The organism is Thiobacillus sp., from assembly GCF_030696885.1.
Taxonomy (GTDB): domain Bacteria; phylum Pseudomonadota; class Gammaproteobacteria; order Burkholderiales; family Thiobacillaceae; genus Thiobacillus.
On sequence record NZ_JAUYRI010000028.1, the window covers coordinates 1 to 21,197 of the forward strand.

The 21,197-nt window shown below is 59.1% G+C and carries 22 protein-coding genes and 1 pseudogene; 13 read left to right on the forward strand and 10 right to left on the reverse strand.

What is annotated here, in order from left to right; all coding sequences use genetic code 11:
* From Q8R61_RS13045 to Q8R61_RS13055, 3 genes and pseudogenes are all read right to left on the reverse strand, one after another.
* On the reverse strand, positions 1 to 620 hold a 620-nt coding region (locus tag Q8R61_RS13045), incomplete at its 3' end, for an NAD(P)/FAD-dependent oxidoreductase (RefSeq protein ID WP_371133637.1).
* Positions 604 to 1,848: a TIGR03862 family flavoprotein gene (locus Q8R61_RS13050; RefSeq protein WP_305537955.1), complete on the reverse strand. Its 1,245-nt coding sequence runs from the start codon at positions 1,846 to 1,848 to the stop codon at positions 604 to 606. The genes Q8R61_RS13050 and Q8R61_RS13045, both read right to left, overlap by 17 nt.
* A 129-nt stretch (positions 1,849 to 1,977) precedes the next feature.
* Positions 1,978 to 2,088 (reverse strand): annotated as a pseudogene (locus Q8R61_RS13055) (hypothetical protein); the annotation flags it as partial.
* Between the two features lie 83 nt (positions 2,089 to 2,171).
* Here Q8R61_RS13055 and Q8R61_RS13060 point away from each other — a divergent pair.
* The 6 genes from Q8R61_RS13060 to Q8R61_RS13085 all read left to right on the forward strand — a co-directional run bounded on the left by Q8R61_RS13060 (position 2,172) and on the right by Q8R61_RS13085 (position 8,050).
* Positions 2,172 to 3,251, forward strand: coding sequence for a site-specific integrase (locus Q8R61_RS13060; RefSeq protein ID WP_305537957.1), 1,080 nt, complete (start codon positions 2,172 to 2,174; stop codon positions 3,249 to 3,251).
* Positions 3,252 to 3,333: 82 nt separating this feature from the next.
* On the forward strand, positions 3,334 to 3,816 hold the full coding sequence (locus tag Q8R61_RS13065; protein WP_305537959.1) for a hypothetical protein: 483 nt from the start codon (positions 3,334 to 3,336) through the stop codon (positions 3,814 to 3,816).
* Between the two features lie 448 nt (positions 3,817 to 4,264).
* Positions 4,265 to 4,513, forward strand: coding sequence for a hypothetical protein (locus tag Q8R61_RS13070; protein ID WP_305537961.1), 249 nt, complete (start codon positions 4,265 to 4,267; stop codon positions 4,511 to 4,513).
* The gene (locus Q8R61_RS13075; RefSeq protein ID WP_305537963.1) at positions 4,500 to 4,850 is read left to right on the forward strand and encodes a helix-turn-helix domain-containing protein; all 351 of its coding nucleotides are present in this window, start codon (positions 4,500 to 4,502) and stop codon (positions 4,848 to 4,850) included. Before Q8R61_RS13070 ends, Q8R61_RS13075 begins: the two co-directional genes overlap by 14 nt.
* Positions 4,847 to 7,513 (forward strand): hypothetical protein, encoded by a 2,667-nt coding sequence (locus Q8R61_RS13080; RefSeq protein WP_305537965.1) that lies wholly within the window; start codon positions 4,847 to 4,849, stop codon positions 7,511 to 7,513. The genes Q8R61_RS13075 and Q8R61_RS13080 overlap by 4 nt, the downstream gene beginning before the upstream one ends.
* Positions 7,514 to 7,696: 183 nt before the next feature.
* Positions 7,697 to 8,050, forward strand: a complete 354-nt coding sequence (locus Q8R61_RS13085; RefSeq protein ID WP_305537967.1) for a hypothetical protein — start codon at positions 7,697 to 7,699, stop codon at positions 8,048 to 8,050.
* Positions 8,051 to 8,412: 362 nt separating this feature from the next.
* Here the strand turns inward: Q8R61_RS13085 and Q8R61_RS13090 are convergent, their stop codons facing one another.
* Positions 8,413 to 9,555, reverse strand: a complete 1,143-nt coding sequence (locus Q8R61_RS13090; RefSeq protein ID WP_305537969.1) for a hypothetical protein — start codon at positions 9,553 to 9,555, stop codon at positions 8,413 to 8,415.
* A gap of 282 nt (positions 9,556 to 9,837) precedes the next feature.
* On the opposite strand from Q8R61_RS13090, the gene Q8R61_RS13095 reads away from it, so the two are divergent.
* The 3 genes from Q8R61_RS13095 (at position 9,838) to Q8R61_RS13105 (ending at position 12,349) form a co-directional block, all read left to right on the forward strand.
* Positions 9,838 to 11,373, forward strand: a complete 1,536-nt coding sequence (locus tag Q8R61_RS13095; RefSeq protein WP_305537970.1) for an HNH endonuclease — start codon at positions 9,838 to 9,840, stop codon at positions 11,371 to 11,373.
* 151 nt (positions 11,374 to 11,524) lie between these two features.
* A complete protein-coding gene (locus Q8R61_RS13100) occupies positions 11,525 to 12,043 on the forward strand; it encodes a DUF1643 domain-containing protein (protein ID WP_305537972.1) in 519 nt (172 codons plus the stop codon).
* 33 nt (positions 12,044 to 12,076) lie between these two features.
* Positions 12,077 to 12,349 carry a hypothetical protein gene (locus Q8R61_RS13105; RefSeq protein WP_305537974.1) on the forward strand — a complete coding sequence of 91 codons (273 nt, stop codon included), beginning with the start codon at positions 12,077 to 12,079 and terminating at the stop codon, positions 12,347 to 12,349.
* Positions 12,350 to 12,787: 438 nt separating this feature from the next.
* On the opposite strand, the gene Q8R61_RS13110 is transcribed toward Q8R61_RS13105, so the two are convergent.
* The 4 genes from Q8R61_RS13110 to guaB form a co-directional block, all read right to left on the reverse strand.
* Positions 12,788 to 13,048 carry a hypothetical protein gene (locus tag Q8R61_RS13110; RefSeq protein WP_305537976.1) on the reverse strand — a complete coding sequence of 87 codons (261 nt, stop codon included), beginning with the start codon at positions 13,046 to 13,048 and terminating at the stop codon, positions 12,788 to 12,790.
* Positions 13,049 to 13,892: 844 nt separating this feature from the next.
* On the reverse strand, positions 13,893 to 15,455 hold the full coding sequence (gene guaA, locus Q8R61_RS13115) for a glutamine-hydrolyzing GMP synthase (protein ID WP_305537978.1): 1,563 nt from the start codon (positions 15,453 to 15,455) through the stop codon (positions 13,893 to 13,895).
* A 26-nt stretch (positions 15,456 to 15,481) separates the two neighbouring features.
* Positions 15,482 to 16,192, reverse strand: coding sequence for an SIMPL domain-containing protein (locus Q8R61_RS13120; protein WP_305537980.1), 711 nt, complete (start codon positions 16,190 to 16,192; stop codon positions 15,482 to 15,484).
* 1 nt (position 16,193) lies between these two features.
* Positions 16,194 to 17,654, reverse strand: a complete 1,461-nt coding sequence (gene guaB, locus Q8R61_RS13125) for an IMP dehydrogenase (RefSeq protein WP_305537982.1) — start codon at positions 17,652 to 17,654, stop codon at positions 16,194 to 16,196.
* Between the two features lie 232 nt (positions 17,655 to 17,886).
* Here guaB and Q8R61_RS13130 point away from each other — a divergent pair, with 232 nt between their 5' ends.
* A complete protein-coding gene (locus Q8R61_RS13130; protein WP_305537984.1) occupies positions 17,887 to 18,207 on the forward strand; it encodes a hypothetical protein in 321 nt (106 codons plus the stop codon).
* A gap of 74 nt (positions 18,208 to 18,281) precedes the next feature.
* On the opposite strand, the gene Q8R61_RS13135 is transcribed toward Q8R61_RS13130, so the two are convergent.
* Positions 18,282 to 18,602, reverse strand: a complete 321-nt coding sequence (locus Q8R61_RS13135; RefSeq protein ID WP_305537986.1) for an RnfH family protein — start codon at positions 18,600 to 18,602, stop codon at positions 18,282 to 18,284.
* A complete protein-coding gene (locus tag Q8R61_RS13140) occupies positions 18,599 to 19,033 on the reverse strand; it encodes a type II toxin-antitoxin system RatA family toxin (protein ID WP_305537988.1) in 435 nt (144 codons plus the stop codon). The genes Q8R61_RS13135 and Q8R61_RS13140 overlap by 4 nt, the downstream gene beginning before the upstream one ends.
* 49 nt (positions 19,034 to 19,082) lie before the next feature.
* On the opposite strand from Q8R61_RS13140, the gene smpB reads away from it, so the two are divergent.
* The 3 genes from smpB to mnmH all read left to right on the forward strand — a co-directional run bounded on the left by smpB (position 19,083) and on the right by mnmH (position 21,034).
* A complete protein-coding gene (gene smpB, locus Q8R61_RS13145; RefSeq protein WP_305537990.1) occupies positions 19,083 to 19,532 on the forward strand; it encodes an SsrA-binding protein SmpB in 450 nt (149 codons plus the stop codon).
* Between the two features lie 119 nt (positions 19,533 to 19,651).
* Positions 19,652 to 19,825: a hypothetical protein gene (locus Q8R61_RS13150; protein ID WP_305537992.1), complete on the forward strand. Its 174-nt coding sequence runs from the start codon at positions 19,652 to 19,654 to the stop codon at positions 19,823 to 19,825.
* Between the two features lie 171 nt (positions 19,826 to 19,996).
* Complete coding sequence (mnmH, locus tag Q8R61_RS13155) at positions 19,997 to 21,034, forward strand: tRNA 2-selenouridine(34) synthase MnmH (RefSeq protein ID WP_305537994.1); 1,038 nt, start codon at positions 19,997 to 19,999, stop codon at positions 21,032 to 21,034.
* Positions 21,035 to 21,197 lie beyond the last annotated feature (163 nt).

Below are 21,197 nucleotides of genomic sequence, written 5' to 3' on the forward strand. Positions count from 1 at the left end.
CGGAAGGTGCCGATGTGCGGGTGCGCTTCCCACAGGATATCGTCGGGCGCGCCAGCGCGGACGAACTCCTCCAGCACCTTGCGGCCAAGGAAGCGTGGGTCTTTCACCCGGCAGTAGAGCTTGCCGTCCGAGAAGGTGCCGGCGCCGCCTTCGCCGAATTGCACGTTCGATTCGGGATTGAGCACGTTCTTGCGCCACAGGCCCCAGGTGTCCTGCGTGCGCTCTCGTACTGCCTTGCCGCGCTCCAGCACGATGGGTTTGAAGCCCATCTGCGCCAGCACCAGTGCGGCGAAGATGCCGCAGGGGCCGAAACCGACCACCAGCGGACGCTCGCTCGTGTTCTCCGGCGCGCGACCGACGAATTGATATGTCATGTCGGGCGTCGGAACGAGCTGGCGATCGTTGCGGAATGTCTTCAGCAGCGCCGCCTCGTTCTTCACCTCGACGTCGACCGCGTACACCAGCAGCAGCGCATGCTTTTTGCGCGCGTCGTAGCTGCGCTTGAAAATGCTGAAGCTGATCAGATCATCATCCGCCAGTTGCAGACGCTTGAGGATCGCCATGCGCAGCGACTCGGGCGGATGGTCGAGCGGAAGTTTGAGTTCAGTCAGTCGCAGCATGGTGAGGTTTCAAAAAGTTCAAGGCGCCCTGCCCCGCGGCGCGTCCGCTGGCGAAGCAGGCGGTCAGCAGATAGCCGCCCGTGGGTGCTTCCCAGTCGAGCATCTCGCCCGCGCAGAACACGCCGGGCAGCTGGCGCAGCATCAGGTGTTCGTCGAGCGCCTCGAAGCGCACGCCGCCGGCGCTGCTGATCGCCTCGTCGAGCGGGCGCGGGGACGCAAGCGTCATCGGCAGCGATTTTATCGCGCGGGCGAGTTGCGCCGGGTCTTTCAATTGGTCGGCCGACAAAAGCTCGCGCAGCAGCGCCATTTTCGCGCCCTTGATGCCGGCGCGGCTTTGCAGATGGCTGGACAGCGACCGCGCGCCGCGCGGATGGGCGACTTCGGCCAGGACCCGGTCGAGAGTCTTGTCGGGTGCCAGGTCGAGCTGCACGGTCACCGATCCCCGCACCGCAATCGTGTCCCGCAGCGGCGCCGACAGCGCATACACCAGGCTGCCCTCGATGCCGCTGTCGGACAGCATCAGTTCGCCCTTGCGTTCATGTGCAACCCCGGCCACATCGGTGAAGCGCATCGCCACGGTTTTTAGCGGCTGCCCGGCGAAGCCGCTCTTCAGATGCTCGCTCCAGCCTCCAGCCACATCGAAGCCGCAGTTCGACGGTAGCAAGGGCGCGACCTCAACCCCGCGCTGAACCAGCAACGGCACCCACGCGCCGTCCGACCCCAGCTTCGCCCAGCTGCCGCCGCCGAGCGCCAGCACTATCGCATCGGCCTGCACGCTCATTTCACCCTGCGGACCGGCCAGGCGCAGCGCACCGTCCGCGTCCCAACCCAGCCAGAGATGTCGCACATGGAAGCGCACGCCCGCTTCGCGCAAGCGGTGCAGCCAGGCGCGCAGGAGCGGCGCCGCCTTCATGTCCTTGGGGAAAACCCTCCCCGACGAACCGACGAAGGTCTCGACCCCAAGGCCTTTAATCCATTCGCACAAGGCGTCGGGGGGAAAGGCTTCGAGCAGCGGCTTGATCGTTTCGGCACGCGCACCGTAGCGCGACAGGAAAGCGGCGAAGGGTTCGGAGTGGGTGATGTTCATGCCGCCGACGCCTGCCAGCAGGAACTTGCGGCCGACCGACGGCATGGTGTCGTAGAGATCGACCTGGATGCCGCCTTGAGACAGGACTTCGGCCGCCATCAGGCCGGCGGGGCCGGCGCCGATGATGGCGACGGTGTTCATTTTGCTAGGGGCTCAAAGGGGCCCGCTCTGTGAGTGTGTCGCATGATGACGGTTTGCGCGTCGCGGGCAGCCTTCCTCGGCGGGTCGATCCCCGCGGTGCGGGGCCCCTCGCCCAACGCCTCGAAAGGCTTACTCCCACTCAATAGTCGCAGGCGGTTTCCCGCTGATGTCATAAACGACACGATTCAGCCCGCGCACTTCGTTGATGATGCGGTTGGAGACCTTAGAGGTATGGCAATAGTCATTGCCCATCAAAAGGTTAAACGTCATTCATTTCTCTCCGTGCCCTGCTTGGCCAAGCTCTGTCCAAGGAGCATATCACCATGGCAAACATCCGGGAGCGTAACGGACGTTGGCAAGCACGCGTCACACTTGATGGCCAGACCATCTCGAAGACGTTCACAAGCAAGGCAATTGCCCAGCGCTGGGCGAGGCAACAGCAGGTGGACTTTGAGCGTGGGCTAATCACACCCACCCGCCCCACTATCACGTTGGGGGATGTTATCGACCGATATCTGATTGAGGTCACCCCCCAACACCGGGGAGCTCAACAAGAAAAATACATCCTGAAGGTTTGGCGCCTTCATCTATTGGCGAAATTACCCATTAACGAAATCAAGCCGAGCGATGTAGCTGCGGCCCGGGATGCGCGGCTAAAGGTAGTGTCCAGCGGGTCGGTGCGTCGGGAGATTGATGCCTTGTCAGCGGTCTTCAGCCACGCGTGCAGGGAGTGGCAGCTATGTGACGCGAACCCGATAAGCAGCATAAGAAAGCCTGCTCCCGGCCGCGCCCGGGACAGACGGCTATTGCCTGGTGAGTTGGGGCGCGTCGTCGCCGCAGGACACAAGTCACCGGACCTCGATGCCATCATCTACCTTGCCTTGGAAACAGGAATGCGGCGGTCTGAACTACTCTGTCTCTATTGGCGCAACATCAACTTGAAGGACCGTGCCGCTCACCTGCCGATAACAAAGAACGGCGATCCGAGGAACGTCCCGCTGAGTCGCGAAGCAGTCGCGGTGCTTGAGCGCCTGCCCCGCAATATCAACGGGCGAGTCTTTTCCAAGAACGGCACGAGTCTGTCGGATGCTTTCACGCGAGCGGTGCAGCGGGCACGTAGGGAATACGAGGCCGAATGCCTAGAGGGCGGTTTGGAGCCCGATCCGAAGTTCCTCATTAACCTACGCCTGCACGACTTGCGTCACGAGTTCACGAGTCGGCTTATTGAGGGCGGCTTCAACCTGATCGAGGCCGCCGCAGTCACCGGGCACAGGACTTTGGCGATGTTGAAGCGTTACAGTCACGTACGCCACGCACATTTGCTGACAAAGCTCGATAGCATTTCGCCGCCCGTACTGGAACAAAACCAGCCAAACTCGCAAGGCTGCGAACATAATTCCTAGCTGAGTCGTTGGGGCTAGAGGGAGGGGCTCGGGAGGCATACGCCCCAGCCACATGAAGAAAAATTACTGTAGAGATTGAAAAATGAAAACCAAAACCACCGTTGTCATCGCATCACTCGCGGCCATTGTGGGTGCCCTGACTGTCAAGTATCTACCGGACGATACGTTCAGGATTGCCTCCGCCCACGAGAAGTACCGTAGCATAGTCCGTGGCGAACTTCTTGATCCCAATAGCGCGGAGTTCAGGAACGAGCGCATAAGCAAGGACTTGAAGTTCAACGAGGACTATTACTGCGGAGAGATAAATGCCAAGAATCGGATGGGAGGATATATAGGATTCAAGCGTGTCCTCGTAAAAGCGAGGGATGGATCTAGCGTGATGGAAGACCACGGCACTTGGGGTGACACCAACTCGATGTCTGCTGGACTACTCCTGAAGCAGCTGAAGATACGACGTACAGAGGGGCGCACATGGGGGAACCTGACAGAGGACGAGAAGACCGAACTAGCCGAAAGCCTAGCCTTTGACGAAGTCTGGAGGGAATTGTGCGGGGGGACAGAGTGACATGCGGAATAACAGATGTAGCAAATAATGCCGCATTGTCTTTTTGTGCAGAAATGTCAAATATGTCTTTAAATTCATAAACATACTGTTGACACACTCGATCAGTATCAACTAAAATTTAATTAGCGTAGGTTATCGACTTAATAAATTACGTTTATTGACGGAAGACTTGGAAGAGGACGGCGATGACAACATCGATTTGATCGCCGTGCGCTTCCGCACGCGTGGGGTGCACGGTTTCACAACCGGCAAAAGGAGACCCCATGCCACGACTCAGTACCAAGCAAATCTCAGTCCGGCTTCACTGCCCGGAGCAAACCCTGCGGCTCGACCGCTGCCGCATCCAGCCTCGCATCCCCTTCATCAAGACCCCTACTGGCCGCGTGTTCTACGACAGTGACGTCGTAAAGGCCTGGCTCCGCGCTCAGCTGACGGGCGGGGTTACCAAATGATCTACCACAGCACCTGCCCCATCAAAACCAGAGGCTGGAAACGCTGGCAGGCCACACTGGATGCCCTGAACGACGCCGTTGCTACCGCAGAAAACCTCAAACCATGTATTGCCGAAGTTGTGGCCGACTGTCCGTGCGATGTCTCGGACACCCTGCTCACGGAGGCCAACAGCCTGCGCCGTGTTGTCGATTTCCTGGAACAACAATCACAACAAATGAAGGAGAAAGCCAATGCTGACTTTTGAAGACGGCTTCAGGGGGCGCGCCCACGCCCCCCATGCCCAAACGACTCTGCGCAATGAAATTATCACTGCCACATCCCCCCCACACAATGATTATCCGGACGATGTTCCGGAATCTACCAAGGCGCGCCACTGGGTAATTCTTCTGGCTGCACTTCGACGAGGACCGGTAACGACACTGATGGCGAGAGAGGAGTTGGGTGTCCAAGGGGTAGCCCAGCGAATCATGGACCTGCGGGGGATGGGCTATCAAATCATCACGCGGCGCCTGTGGGAGGAGGATTCTGCCGGGCGGCGCCATCGCATCGGCCAGTATGTCCTGATCGGGGGTGCGGCATGATTTCGTATAGCCGATACAGGTCACACGGCGCAGCCCTGACGAAGCAATATTTTCTCGATGACGACGGCCAACTTGGTAAAACGACCAAGGCCCAAATGGTTTCAGGAATTGTCGAAACCAGGACTGCCGCGAATCTGGCAGAGTTCGTCGCCGGCCTCGATAGCCTGAGCGGCCAGCAGGCTGTGGGTTATGGGATATGCGGGCGAGACCGAGCACGGCTTGTGCGGCAACGCGATCTCTCCATTAATTCCGATGCCATTGCGCGCGCCAAGGAATATTTCCGCTGGCCTGATGGTCCCGCCATTTTGATGCTGGATTACGATCCCCGTACCGGTGCGGCGCCGCTTTCGCCGGAACAGCTGCGCAGCGCTCTGCTGGTGGCCGTTCACGAATTGACCGGCGCCCCCATGGCGTGGCGCCCGAGCAGCAGCAGCTACATCTACGACGCCGAGACGGGAAACGAGCGCCGGGGCCTCCGTGGGCAACGACTCTACATAGCCGTTGCCAAGGGCAGCGACATTCCCCGCGCGGGCCGCCTCATCTTCGAACGCCTGTGGTTAAGCGGATATGGCTACTTTGCCGTCTCCAAAGCCGGATCGTTGCTGGAACGCTGTCTATTCGACGCTGCTGTTTGGAGCCCTGAACGCCTGGATTTCGCAGCTGGTGCACACTGCCAAGGCAGTCTGGTGCAGCGATGGCCCGCCCCCCTTCTGTTCAATCTCGACGCGCCACCGTTCGACGTGGCGAGCCTGCCCGACCTGACGGCCGTCGAAGGAGAAAAGCTGTGGGAATTGAAGTCTGAAGCACGCAACGATGCCAAGCCGGAGCAGCAGCGCGTGCGTGACGCATACATCGCAACTCGCTCTGCCGAGCTTGTCACCGAACGTGGCATGTCCTTGGATGCCGCGCAGGCCGCAGTACGCCGTGCGGTTGAGTCCTCCCTGTTATTTCCAGACTTCGATCTCGTTTCCGAGTCAGGAAAGACCGTCACCGTGGGCGAAGTGCTGACCAATCCTGTCAAATGGCACGGGGCACGATTTGCCGATCCCGTCGAGCCGGATTATCGCAATGACAGGCGCGTCGCCTGGGTGAATTTGCTGTCAGGCGGCCGGCCGTATTTGTACAGCCATGCTCACGGTGGGCGCAGATTCGAGCTGATCAGCCAGCCGTCAGCGTTGACCGTACAACCGGGAGCACTTTCGGCGCTGGCGGATAGCGTGCTCGACGTGCTGCGGCTGCGCGGCGGCCTGTACGAACAGGGGAGGCTTGTCCGTGTTGCGGAGGATGGCCGCATCTACGTTGTAAGCCCGCAATGGCTTGAGGACTGGATTGGCCGCTGCATCCGGTTCGAAGTCTATGATCGGGACAAGGAACGCCCCAAGCCTGTTGGCGTACCGCACAAGCTCGCGAACATCATCACCGAACGCCATGGCGAACGGCGATTCCCGAGGCTTCACGGGGTCGTAACCGCCCCCACGTTGCGCCATGACGGAAGTGTGCTGGATCGCCCCGGATATGACGAAGGCACGGGCCTGCTCTATATCTGCAATCAACCCGAACACATCCGCATCCCGACCAAACCAACCCCTCCAGAATTGGCGCGGGCGCTCGCAAACCTGTGGCACCCGTTCGCCGCCTTTCCTCTGGACGGCGCAGTCTCGCGTGGCGTTCTGCTGGCGGGGCTTCTGACGGCGGTAGTCCGCCGCACCCTGCCGACCGCCCCGGGTTTCGCCTTCGACGCACCAACTGCGGGAAGTGGCAAAACGAAGCTGGCGGTCTGCTTGAGCCTCCTTGCCGGAGGCGACGGGACAGTGCACGCGCCAGCCAACAGCGACGAAGAGGCCCGCAAAGCGCTGTTCTCCTGTCTGCGCGGCGGCGAGCCCGTCATCATCTGGGATAACGTCACGGGCCACCTCGACGGCGCAGCGTTGAACGCTTTTCTCACCAGCCCCGTGTTCAGCGATCGCGTGCTTGGCATTTCATCCATCGAAGCACTGCCGAACACGGCACTATTCGCGGTATCGGGCAACAATCTCACCATTGCGGGTGATGCGGCGCGGCGTGTGCTCGTCTGCCGCATCGATTCACAGACGGAAAATCCGCACCTCCGCAGCTTCGGTTTCGACCCCGTAGAGTCGACCCGGGCCAATCGTCAGGAAATGGTGGCTGCTGCCCTCACCCTCCTTCGAGGCTATCTGGCGGCGGGTGCGCCGGCCTTGGCCGAGGGCTCGGTCGGGTCGTTTGAGGCATGGGGCAGCCTGGTCCGCAACGCCGTCCTTTGGATTGGCTCACAGGACTGGGGGCTGGAAGTTGGAGACCCCGTGCGCAGCATCGAGCGCAACAGGCGCGCCGATCCCGTCAAGGAAACGCTGAGCGAGATGTTGCATGCATGGGAGGCCACCTTCGGCTCAAGCGTGGTGCTGGCATCCGATGCGATCAAGGCCGGCGCGGCCATGGGCTCCCCGCTGTGCGAAGCCTTCGATGGCCTCAAATCAGACTGGGGCGGGCGCGAACCTTTTACGGCAAGGCGCCTTGGCAAATATCTCTCCAGGCACACTGGCCACATTGTCGACGGGCTCTATTTCCATAGTGAACCCGGACGGTCGAGGCAAACATTCTGGCGTGTGCTCTCCACCAGCAACCCAGACCCTCGCGGTCTGTAACCGTGGCGGGCGCGGGATTGCTTTTCGGCGCGGTTCCGCGTGCTGGTGAATATCGGTGAATGTTGGTGTATTCCAGCACCCTACTTGAACAGTGTCCAGATGAATCTATTAACAGCAAAAAAATACACACCAAAACTCACCCATACCACCATACCCTGATCTCCATAGCCCGAGGCGAACCAAATGCAAGCGCCCCTCCCCGCGCAACAATCCGAACAAACTATCAACATCGACGAGCTGGCCGCCCGCGTGGCCCTGCGCCTATTGAATCCCCAGTTGGACCCGACCGGCGGCGTCATCAAAGCCCTCGCCGCAACCAATAGAGAGCTGGCCACATCCGGCAACGCGGACGCCATCCGTGCAGCCCTCGCCCGCCAAGCCGGCCTGCTCGAACTGGCTGCTATCGGTTTTCTCAACAAGGCGGCGGCTGCACCGGAGGCATCAAGTGCCGAAGCGCTCGGGCGCCTCGCCACCCGCGCGGCCGACGCTCACCTCAGAACCCTCTCGGCCCTCCACGTAATGAACCACGATGTATGACCGTCGTAAGAAGGTGCTGATCTGGAAGCCGTGGGAACATTCAACTGGCCCCGTGACCCAAGAAGGCAAGGCGCGTTGCCGAAATAACGCCCTGCGCCACGGGGTCCGTAGTCGGCATGGCGAGGCTCTTTCAGCGTGGCTGAGCTCAGTAGGAAATCTACTGAAAACGCTGGACACGCTTTCTCGTCAACAGTGAGCCATAGTAGCCCCCTGACACTTACATGGATGCCAGTTCCACTCGCTACTCCTGCCTTGGCTCCCAGTCGTGACCACAACTGAGGCATGTCACAAGGGGGGCCTGGCTCCTCAGAAAGCCGGCAACGGCCCGACTGGGCCCACCATGACATGATAAGGAAAGCCCGCTATACGCTTATCGTAAATTCTTCAAGACTCAGATGTTTCCCGCTCTTGGGCATTTGCAGCAGATATTTCCCAGCCTCGGGCTCCAGAATTTTAATATGCCAGTACATCTTTCCATCGGGCTTGTTCGTCGTCTGCAACTCATCAAGGTGTTGCCGCATGACATCAACAGGGATTACGAATGCAACATCAAGGTCCATGCATCCCAACACGAAGAACCCCTTTCCCCCTTCGGCAATAAACGCATCCCAAGGAGGATGGTACGCGTACCAGTAGGGCGTGTTTGAGTCCAGGTAGCGCTTGGAAACAGCACAGGCCACTCGAAAAGTGTGGGTGTCATCCCAATACAGGACACGGCTCTTGCGAATCAATTTGTTCCCATTAGCCTTGGAGACTGAGGCAACAATCCGCTCACGCTTGAGATCCAAAACCTTTGCATCAGTGAAATCGTAACTATTCTTCGATTTGCTTTCGCCATTGTTAGCTGACGGGGCTTCATCCACGGTTTCGACCACGTCCTTTGCAGTAGTGAACATCACGTCAATCAGGGTGTCGAGGCGGGTGTACTCCAGTGGCACAAGCAAACTACGAATCTTGTCGGCAGTGTCCACGTTTTCCGTCTGCTCCATCAGGTCTGCAAGCCGTAGAAGCGCATCCACACTTATCAAGCGCATATCCCAAGCGTGCCGAGAGCCGCGCACCTGCGCTTCCAATTCCCCAGTGTCATCGCGGCCAACTACGATCAACATCGAATTAGACTTGCTGATCCCGCCAACCTTTAGCTGCTCATCGCGGTAAGCAGCGATCTTGTCGAGAGAGATACGGTAGGCATCCGAGGTTTTGACCTCGACCAGAAGATCATGACCGTTCGGGCTGCGCCACAGCCCATCATTGCCTATGGAATTTGTCGTACCTTGGTACCGTCCGTTGGTGACCTCGTAACCAAGGCGGCGTCCTAGCTCGTTGACGATGTCCTGCAACACAAAGCCGCTTTTTGGATAGGAATCTGTCAGGCAATGATTGGCATATTCCGCCAGCTTCGTGGATGGCACCTGCCCCAGAAAACTCCGAAGTTCCTTAGAACATACGGACTCGTCCTTCAGCTGACCATTCCCAGCTGATGCAACGATCTGCTCGATGGTCATCGAAAGAACTGCGTCTTGGTTCGATTGCCAGATTGAAATTAACGGCACGGCGCGAAATCCCCTTTTTGTATTCGTTGCCCCCCCCTCAGCAGTCTCAGTGCGAACGCTCGTCCTGTCAAATCTGCTGATCACGGCTCACGACACGACCCAAACGGAAACGCTCAAACGAGACAGGCCCAAGATACCTACGCCGCTATGCAAGGGGGCAACATTCCAGGGGCGTGTAACCGCCGCAAGCAGACCGTAGTAAGATCTCCAAATTCTTTTCAAAAAACACACAACATGAGTATTCAAGTTTCTGCAGCCCTGAGAAAGAAACTTCCGGAAGGCGAACGCACGAACATTGAGCAGTCACTCTTGAACAAATCCGGGGGAGAGTGCTTTTTATGCGGACAGAAGCTAATTGAGGCAACTCAGAAGCTCGTGGCCGACCATGATATACCGGAGGCAGAGGGGGGAAAGACAGAGTTATCGAATCTGAACTTGGTACATGAGCACTGCAACTCTTTCAAGCGGAGTCACCCGACGGTCAATGTTCGGCCGTACCTGAAGCTCACTGAGAAGATCCGTGCAAAAGGAGGCTTTCTCAAATACGACGAGGCTGTCGCCCTGTTAGACATATCGCCAACTCCGGTTGATATTGTGATCAAGGGCAGTACAGCCGAAATCACGACACCCGACAACGTCACCCATAAGTGTCCGGTTTTCACCGAAACCAATAAGGAAGGCCCGTACAAGTTCTGCTTCTGCGAATTGCCGGCTAACGCAATTTTTAACGACGACGAATGCCAACCGAGGACCGTCAAGGTCCAGCATCTGTGGCAGATATACAGTGACATCAGCCGCAACCCTTTGCATGAGGCCCCAGCGTGTCGTCTCAAGAAGATCGGCCAGAACCAACAGAGCTACCAGTTGGCGCTGTTTGACGGCCAACATAAGGCACTTTCATTCTGGGTTGCAGGCCGGAAGTCGGTCGTAGTGAAGGTCTATCTGGACTTGACCAAAGAACAGGCGGTCCGGCTAGTAAACTCAGTACAGTCCAAGATTAAGAAACTGCCCCTCTCTCCTTTCGAGCTGGCCGCCAAGATGGCGGACGAATGGCAGGAAAGAGTCACCAAATATGAAGAGGCCGTCGGAACCAATTCGGCCAGCGAGGCGGGTTTTCTCAAGTGGGTGGAGACCGACGAGCGAACCAGGGCGAAATCGGCCCTTGAGGAAGCGATACTGGAAACCATTGTTCAGGATGACCGCCTGGAACTGAAAAAAATGGTAGCGAGACCAGGGGAGCCAAAAGAGTCAGGCAAGCTGACGGAAGCTGCCTTCAGGAACAAGGTATTGAAACCCCTCGTCCATATGGCCCCCCTTGGCGAATTCTTCATCGAATCCCAAAAATATCGTGAACGAGAATTGAACAATATCGTTACGGTCCTGAACGTACTGTATGCAAAGGCGTTTGGAATAGCGCAGCCGAGCCCGCAAGAGGAGATTCGGGCGAAACGCTTAATCTATCAATCGGCGATCAATTTTACTGCCGGGATGCTTCGCAAGCTGATCGGTCATCGTCTTGCCTCCGCATCACCCCGCGAGCTTCTGGAAAAGGAGCCCAATGCTGCACTGTGGACCGCTATTGAGGCAGATGTTGCTCGATATCTTGACCATCCGGTATGGACTACACCGTTCGATTCGAGTCAAAAAATGAAGGCGGTACAGGATGCCTTGTCCAAGAATCAAGATGCCGGCCAAGCCTTTGGCGCCGTCGGCCTTAAGCTTGGATATATTGTTGGTGTAGATCAATTAGATCCGAACTGGAACGCATAGGAACAAGCCGCATTATCAGGCGGGCTGTTAGTTCTGCCACAGCCCAGCCAAGACTCTGCATCCGAGATTGACTATGCGGGGGTCATCTGGAGATGACGTGATCTCCAGGCCAACAAATTCCCAGTTCCGCGACTATAACCAGGGGCGGCCCATGTATGACATCTACTCCAACGCTCGCGACGATGCTTGGCGCTTTACGTTGGGACAATCAGGCCAACGCAAATTGCTCACCATCGGTCTCAACCCGAGCACGGCGACAAGAGAGAAATCCGACCCGACGGTTGCTCGGGTTAAAAAGGTCGCCCAGAACAACGGTTTCGATGGCTTTGTCATGCTCAACCTCTACCCAGTGCGCGCAACGGATTATCGAACCTTGCCATCGCAGGTAGACAAGGATGCATTTACAGAGAATCTCCGTCGCATCGAGGCCGTAGTCGCCGCCGAGGAGCGCCCAAAGGTGTGGGCAGCATGGGGGGAGAGCGTCCTGCATCACGACTTCTTCGTGCACGCCTGTATAGAGCTGGTCTCCCGCTTGGAGGAGTACGAGGTAAGCTGGCTGCGCTTCGGCGACATGACCGCATCAGGTCATCCCCGCCATCCGTCCCGTCTCAGTTACTCTTGGCAATTTTCGCCACTTGAGGTTGCACGCTATGCGAGCACGTTGCCCTAACCCCGCCATCCGTGAGGGCAGACCAGGACACAAATGAACGCAAATATTGCTCGGCTTCAGCAGGCTTCCAGAGACTTTGACCTAATAAGGAGACAGTGCGACATCCTTAAGAAAGGTCTGATGGCGGAACTTGATGACCTCCATGCAAGGATGGATGAGGAGCTCGCCGAGCTCAACGCCTATGAGCAAGATGCTTATCACGCAAGCATTAATGACCTCTGGATTGAAACGGCGCAAGGCCTTCCCAAGGAAATGAACCGTATGAGGAAATATTGTTTGGTCATGAATTTCTACTCTCGGTACTAGAGGCCTTTGAGGAATTTACTCGCGAGCTTGCAAATGCGCTGACCGGACGTTGACGAATGGTCTGGGCGCCTCTCTATTCAGATAGCTGCCGAACCCAATAGTGTCTTGTTATCTTCTCCTCCAGACTTGCTGAGCGTATAGGAAAATTGACTGATAAACGATGTACTAGGCCAAACTGCGATCGTCCGTTATATCGGTCGGGGCTCTGTTCAGGACATTATGAGCGGAAAATTGGGCGCAGCAAGAAGCCAATGGACGCCCCCCTTGGAAAGATGGTTTCCAAGTGTTCGCACCCACCTTGCACCGAAGAGGCAAAAGTTAAGGGCTACTGCGAGTTTCATTACCGAAGATGGCTGGCTGGAAGAGACCTTAACGCTGACAAAATCGATCCAATTTTGGAGCGCTTTAAGCCCGGGGGAAAATTTAGCCGCCTGACCATCATTGAATACCTCGGGCCTGACAGTCGCCACCGGAAGTGGTTTTTATGCCGCTGTGATTGCGGCAACGAAGTGAAAGCTCACAGTGGAAGTCTTCTTCGCAAGAATACCCAAAGTTGCGGTTGCCTTGCTCGCGAAGCACGGACAGCCACACGACTTCCAGATGATTGGGGCGTAGTGCACCAAGTGATACTTCAATACAAGCGCCACGCAAAGGCTCGCGGTCTTTCGTTCGAACTTTCAAAGGAAGAGTTTCGCTCACTTATCGAGGCCCCGTGTCACTACTGCGGCATGGCTGGCTCAAATTTAAAAATCACAAGGCACCACCCGGGATATCCTCACAACGGAATTGATAGAAAAAACAGCGATCTAGGGTACGCTATTGACAACTGTGTGCCCTGTTGCAGAACGTGCAACTTCGCAAAAAGGGACATGCCATATGAGGATTTCAAGGCGTGGTTACATCGAGTTGCGAAGTTTCACGAGCGAACGTACCCGGTCGCTACAGGCTCGGCGCCTAGTCACCCTATCTGACCGTATATTCAACAAGAGAAATGATGCGGTAAGCCAAGGGTGGCAGAAGGTCCGATAAACTTCGAAGTTATAGAAGGCCGGCCCCCAGCTGGTCACTCGTACCTCGTGTCATTGCTGATCCCGGGCAGGCATCCGGCAACGACACGTTGGCTTTGGGGGGGCCGCCGCGTTTGCCTTTGCCGTCGTCGTATTTGTAATTGAATGATTCCATCCCCGCCCGGCTCGTTCCACCCGCTCTTATCCAACGGTGAGAAGCCGAACGTTCATCAGCCCATCTTCACCCTGCAGCGGCCTGCAGCCCTTCGCTCAAATTCTAGAAAATTGAATTTTTTCTCGAAGAGGGCGGCTCAAATTGCCCTGCCCAGAGAGAGCGAAAACTTACCCCGTCATAACCATATTCAACTGGACAAGCGGGCCGCTGCAGTGGAAGCTACTAAGTGGATAGAGCGCGCTCTGTCCATTTTGTGTCCAACCCGCTTGGTCAGCAAGAGGGGGAGGGAATGAATCAACGAAATGGCCGAGCCATTGCCGAGGACGGAGTGGAACCGCTAACCCATTGATCGGGTAAGGAATCATTCCCACTCAATAGTCGCAGGCGGTTTCCCGCTGATGTCATAAACGACACGATTCAGCCCGCGCACTTCGTTGATGATGCGGTTGGAGACCTTGCCGAGCAGGGTGTAGGGCAGTTCGGCCCAGTGGGCGGTCATGAAGTCGCTGGTGACAACAGCGCGCAGGGCCACCACATAATCGTAGGTCCGGCCGTCGCCCATGACGCCGACGGACTTGACTGGCAGGAAGACGGCGAAGGCCTGGCTGGTTTTCTCGTACCAGCCGCTCGCCCGCAATTCCTCGATGAAGATGGCGTCCGCGCGGCGCAGGAGTTCGGCGTATTCGCGCTTCACTTCGCCGAGGATGCGCACGCCGAGGCCCGGACCGGGGAAGGGATGGCGGTAGACCATGTCGTGCGGCAGACCCAGGGCGACGCCCAACTCGCGGACTTCGTCCTTGAACAGTTCGCGCAGCGGTTCGAGCAACTTGAGATGCAGCGTATCCGGCAAGCCGCCGACGTTGTGGTGGCTCTTGATGGTGTGCGCCTTCTTGGTCTTGGCGCTGGCCGATTCGATGACGTCAGGATAGATGGTGCCCTGCGCCAGCCATTTGGCCTTGGGCAGTTTTTCGGCTTCTTCCTGGAACACGTGGACGAATTCACGGCCGATGATCTTGCGCTTCTGCTCGGGGTCGGTGACGCCGGCGAGCGCGTCCATGAAGCGGTCGCGCGCGTCGACATGGATGACCTTGACGCCGAGGTTGTCGGCAAAGGTCTGCATCACCTGCTCAGCCTCGTTCAGGCGCAACAGCCCGTTGTCGACGAACACGCAGGTGAGCTGCGTGCCGATGGCCTTGTGTAGCAGCGCCGCAACCACCGAGGAATCGACCCCGCCGGACAGGCCGAGGATGACCTCGTCGCTGCCGACTTCAGAGCGAACCTTGCCGATCGCCTCGTCAACATAGTCGGGCATGTTCCAGTCGCCGGCGCAGCCGCACAGATCACGCACGAATCGGTTGAGAATATGCTTGCCCTGCAACGTGTGGGTGACTTCCGGGTGGAACTGCACGCCGTAGAAACGGCGCTCCTCGTCGGCCATCGCCGCGATCGGGGTGGCGGCGTTGCTCGCCATCACCTTGAAGCCTTCCGGCAGCGCGGTGACCTTGTCGCCGTGGCTCATCCACACGTCGAGCAGGCCATGGCCTTCGTCGTTGGCGCGATCCTGGATGTCGCGCAGCAGTGCGGTGTGGCCGCGCGCGCGGATTTCGGCATAACCGAATTCGCGCTTGGCCGCAGACTCGACCTGACCACCGAGCTGCGCCGCCATCGTCTGCATGCCGTAGCAGATGCCCAGCACCGGCACACCCAGCGTGAACACGACATCCGGCGCACGCGGCGTTTCATCCTCGTACACCGAGCTCGGGCCACCGGACAGGATGACCCCTGCCGGCGCGAAGTCGCGCACGAATTGCTCGGTGACATCATTGGAATGCAGTTCGCAATAGACCCCCGCCTCGCGCACGCGGCGCGCGATCAGCTGGGTGTACTGGGAACCGAAGTCGAGAATAAGGATTTTCTGGTGCATGGCTGGCCGGGCGGGCCCGGTGAAGATTAATCGATGAGGCTGTATTCGATCGATGACACCACGCGCACTTTCTTGATATGCGGCGTACTGGCGTCACGATCCTCGATGGAAAACTGGCCCTGATTGGCGCGCCGGATCTTGCCCAGACGGCTGTCCGAATCCTTGGCGAATTTTTCCGCCGACACGCGCGCGTTCTTGGTCGCTTCCTCGATCATCCCGGGCTTCAGCGTATTGAGGCCGGTAAACAGGAACTGAGTGCGGTTTTCGTATTGCTCGGCAGACAGCGCGATGCCCTGCTTGCCGAGTTCGCCCAGGCGCGCCATCGCCTCACGGACGCGGTCGACCTGCCGGGTATAGACAGTCAGTGTCGACTTGCCGCTGTAACGCAGGCGCTCCGCGAGTTGCGCATTGCCGTAGTCCTGCGCCTGACGGTCAGTGATCGACGGCGCGGACACCGAGATTTCCTCTGGCGTAAAACCGCTGGACTGCAGGAAGGCCGCGATTTTCGCGTTCTTTTCCTGCAGCGTCTGATACAGCCGCGGCAAAGCGTTGTCTGCCTCGCTGAAGGAAACCGGCCAGATCGCCGTGTCGGCGGGGACTTCGCGCTCGGCCAGCCCCTTGACCTCGACGCTGCGGTCGGCCTGCTTGAATTGCAGCAGGGACTGCCCCAGCACCCAGGCACCCGCCACCATGCCTAGGGCCAGCAGCAGGGCTTCGATGATCCGCCGTATGCTCATCTCACTCGACGCGATAGTTCGGCGCTTCCTTGGTGATCTGCACGTCGTGCACGTGCGACTCGCGGATGCCGGCACCGGTGATTTCGACGAATTCCGCCTTGGCATGCATGTCGGTGATATTGGCAACGCCCAGATACCCCATGCTCGAACGCAGGCCGCCCATCAGTTGGTGGATCACCGCCAGCACGCTGCCCTTGTAGGGCACGCGGCCTTCGACGCCTTCGGGAACCAGCTTCTCGGCGCTTTTTTCGGTGTCCTGGAAATAACGATCAGAGGAGCCCTGCTGCATCGCGCCCAGCGAGCCCATGCCGCGATACGACTTGTAGGAACGGCCCTGGAATAGTTCGATCTCGCCCGGCGCTTCCTCAGTGCCGGCGAGCAGACCGCCGAGCATGACGCAGTTGGCGCCGGCCGCCAGCGCCTTGGAAATGTCGCCGGAATAGCGGATGCCGCCGTCGGCGATCACGCCGACGCCGCTGCCCGCCAGCGCATCCGACACATTCGACACGGCGGTGATCTGCGGCACGCCCACGCCGGCGACCATTCGCGTGGTGCAGATGGAACCGGGGCCGATGCCGACCTTGACCGCGTCGGCGCCGTGCTCGACCAGCGCGGCGGCGGCGGCGGCGGTGGCGATGTTGCCGCCGATCACTTGAACGTTGGGAAAGTTCTGCTTCACCCACTTGACGCGATCCAGCACGCCCTTGGAATGTCCGTGTGCGGTATCGACGGTAATCACATCGACGCCGGCGGCGACCAACGCGGCCACGCGCTCTTCGGTGCCCTCGCCGGTGCCGACTGCCGCGCCAACGCGCAGGCGACCCATTGCGTCCTTGCAGGCCAGCGGGTGCTCGCTCGATTTCTGGATGTCCTTGACGGTGATCAGGCCGCACAGCTCAAACGCGTCATTCACCACCAGAACCCGTTCCAGCCGGTGCTTGTGCAGCAGCGCCATCGCTTCGTCGCGGTTGGCGCCCTCTTTCACCGTCACCAGCCGCTCTTTCGGCGTCATGATGTTGGCAATGGGCTGGTCGAGCTGGGTTTCGAAGCGCAGATCGCGGTTGGTGACGATGCCGACCACCTTGCCGCCATCGATCACCGGCAGGCCGGAAATACGCTTGGCGCGGGTGATTTCCATCACTTGGCGTACGGTCATCTGCGGCGCGACGGTGATCGGGTCCTTGACCACGCCCGATTCGAAGCGCTTGACCGCCGCCACCTGCGCGGCCTGCATTTCGGCGCTCATGTTCTTGTGGACGATGCCGATGCCGCCTTCCTGCGCCAGCGCAATCGCCAGGCGCGCCTCGGTCACCGTGTCCATGGCGGCCGATAACAGCGGCAGATTCAGGGTAATCGTGCGGGTCAACTGCGTGGACAGGCTGACTTCGCGGGGGAGAATGGAAGAATGGGCGGGAACGAGCAGAACGTCGTCGAACGTCAGCGCTTTTTGCAGAACACGCATGGGCTTTCCTTAAAGCAAAGCGGAATTATACGCGTGGGCCCCACCCCCGCACAAACCCGCTAAAGCCCTCCCGGGTTTGTGCGGGTTTGGTTGTAATCTACCAAACCGATTCCGGGGCAAGCGGTTGACTCTACTGCCCGATGAGGCTAACTTTGCATCAGCATCAACCTGCTAGGGCACGCTGTGCAAAAGCCCGAACCCTGAATGCCACACAACCCGAGGAGATAAAACAATGTCCAAAGTTTTGCTTGCCCTGACTTCCGCCGCCCTGATCGCGCTGTCCGGCTGCGCCACGCAGCAGGCCGCCACCCCCGCCAAGCCCGCCCTCAGCGCCGAAGCCAAAGCAGCCCTGACCGCCGCCGAAGCCGCCGCCAAGGATGCCAACGCCAAGTTCGCACTCTGGACCACTGCCGAAGCCGCACTGAAGGCCGCAAAAGCCGCTGCCGAAAAGGGTGATAGCGACACGGTCATCAAGCAGTCGAAGATCGTACAGGACCACACCAAGAAGGGCATTGCCCAGCTCGATTACCCGCTGATGAAGGTCGGCGACTGATCAGTCCCTGACCCGATGACGGCAAAGGCCTCCCGGATATCCGGGAGGCCTTTTGTTTTGTGGGGATCGTCGCCTCAGGGCGCCGCGTCGCCGCCGCCTTTGCGGGTGACTTTGCCCTCCTCAGCACGCTTGCGGCGCACTTCCTTGGGGTCGGCAATCAGCGGACGGTAGATTTCCACCCGGTCGCGGTCGCGCACGGTTTCGTCCAGCTTGACCAGTTTGCTGAAAATCCCGACCTTGTTCTTGGCCAGGTCGATGTCAGGAAAGGCCTCCAGCACGCCCGACGCGCGAATGGCGTCTTCCACTGTCGCGCCTTCAGCCAGCTGCACATGCAACAGCGGCTGCTGCGCCGGCAGTGCATACACGACCTCGACCGTGATGGGACCCGAACTCATACGGCATATACCGCGTCTGCGCGGCGTACGAAGGCGTCGACGAAACTGTTGGTGATGTGACTGAAAACGGGCGCCAGCAGCGTTTCCAGCACCCGGCTGGAAAACACGTAGTGCAGGCGAAATTCGATCTTGCAGGCATCGTCCCCCAGCGGAATGAACGACCAGTCGCCCTCCAGCTCGGAAAACGGGCCATCCTGCAGGGTGATGCGCATCTCGCGCGGATGCGATTTGTGGTTTTCCGTAGTGAAATGCTGGCGTATACCCATGTAGGCAATATGGATCGTTGCTACAGTGCGATGTTCGTCGCGTGTTTTCAGTTCGGTACCGCCACACCAGGGCAGAAAATCCGGATAGTCCTCGACCCGGTCGACCAGTTCGAACATGCGTTCGGGGGGGTGTGCTACCAGCACACTTTTTTCCACACGCGCCATGAATACTAAAGCCTTGTAAAATCAAGAATTGTACGCAAGCCCGTCCATCATGAGCATCGCCGACAACAAAAAAGCCTTCCACGACTACTTCATCGAAGAAAAATTCGAGGCTGGCCTCGTGCTCGAAGGCTGGGAAGTCAAGGCCATTCGCGCCGGCCGCGTGCAGTTGAAGGAGGCCTATGTGGTGGTCAAGAACGGCGCCGTCTATCTGATTGGCTGCCACATCAGCCCGCTGCTGACCGCGTCCACCCATATTCACCCCGACCCCACGCGTTCCCGCAAGCTGCTGCTGCACGCGGCTGAAATCAACAAGCTGATCGGCAAGACCGAGCGCGCCGGATTCACCCTGGTGCCGCTCGACATGCACTTCGTCAAGGGCCGCATCAAGCTGGAAATCGGTCTCGCCAAGGGCAAGAAACAGCACGACAAGCGCGCCGCGGAGAAAGACCGCGAATGGCTGCGTGAAAAACAACGCATGGTACGCACCGCAACGAGTTGACCTGTTGTATAGCGCCGACTAACGGATGAAATAGTCCGCTTATCGGTCGGTTTTGTGCTTGTACTTCCGTCGAATTGTCGACTACAATTGTCAATATCTCGACAGCGAGGACGCAAGTCATGTCAGCCCTGCCCGTGTACGAAGTTGAGTTCATTCCGCTGGAGCGCCGCTTGGGCGACCGCCGCATCGCCCCGCGCGATGCCGCGCTGCCGCCGCACATCATGGCGGACCGCCGCAAGGTGGTCAGCCGGCGCGCGGATGAACGCAGACCTGTCCCGCTGAAGGTCATCTAGCCGCCGGGTGAACCCGGCAACCGGCCCTGAGTTCCCGGGCCGCCTTCCCCGTGCATCGGGGCTTCCGCTCATATTCCCTCACACACCCACGAGACTGCAGACCGGGTGTCCTGTGACACAATAACGGCACGCGCATTCCGTCCCGTTTCTGTTCCGAAAGTCGAGTCCAGCTTGCCTGCCACCGTCGCAGACCTCTCCGCATTTGATGCGATCATCGATGTCCGTTCCCCCGGCGAGTTTGCCGAAGACCATATTCCCGGCGCCATCAGTCTGCCCGTTCTGGACGATGCCGAGCGGGCACGCGTCGGCACCCTGTACAAGCAGGTGTCGTCGTTCGAGGCGAAAAAAGTCGGCGCCGCGCTGGTATCGCGCAATATCGCGCAGCATCTGGACGCCTGGTTTGCCGACAAGCCAAAAACATTCAAACCGCTGGTGTATTGCTGGCGCGGCGGCAGCCGCAGCGGATCGCTGACCCATATCCTGCAGAAAATCGGCTTTGCGGCAATGCAGCTCGACGGCGGCTACAAGGCCTATCGGCGGCATGTGGTGGCCGAGCTTGACCGGTTGCCGACGCTGTTCCGCTATCGGGTAGTGAGCGGTCCCACCGGAAGCGGCAAGAGTCGCCTGCTGCAGGCGCTGGCCGACGCTGGCTCCCAGGTGCTCGACCTCGAGGTGCTGGCCGCGCACCGGGGTTCGCTGCTGGGTGCGCTGCCGGATCAGGCACAGCCTACGCAAAAAAGCTTCGAGAGCGCGATCTGGGCCGCATTGAACCGTTTTGACCCCGGGCAACCCGTGTTCGTCGAATCGGAAAGCAAGAAAATCGGTGCCCTGCGGGTGCCAGACGCGCTGATCACGGCCATGCGCGCCAGCCCCTGCATCCGGCTGGAAGTGCCGCTGGCTGCGCGGGTGCAACTGCTGACCGAGGATTACGTCCACTTCCTGCACGACCCGGACACGATCAACCGACAGCTTGGCTACCTGACCACGCTGCGCGGCAGCGAAACCATCGACGCCTGGCAGGCGCTGGCCACCCAACGCGCCTGGCCGGAACTGGTGGCGACGCTGCTGGAAGCGCATTACGATCCGGCTTACTTCAAGTCGCTGGCACGCAATTACGCGCCCTCGCCGGCCGATCTGAGTTTCCACATCGACGACGTCTCGGCCCACGGGCTGCAGAAGCTGACGCGCGAGATCCTGGCCGCGGTTTAACCTAAAAACCGCAGTTGGACGCATCCGAGTGTGCGGTTTTCGGGTTGTCTGGCAAGGCGCGATGAGGCGCATGGCCGCTCCCTGCAACGAAGAGCAACGCGGCCAGGCGACCCGAAAATCGTGCAATCGGGTGCGTAGCGTTCTCACCCGCCAGGTGAAGGCG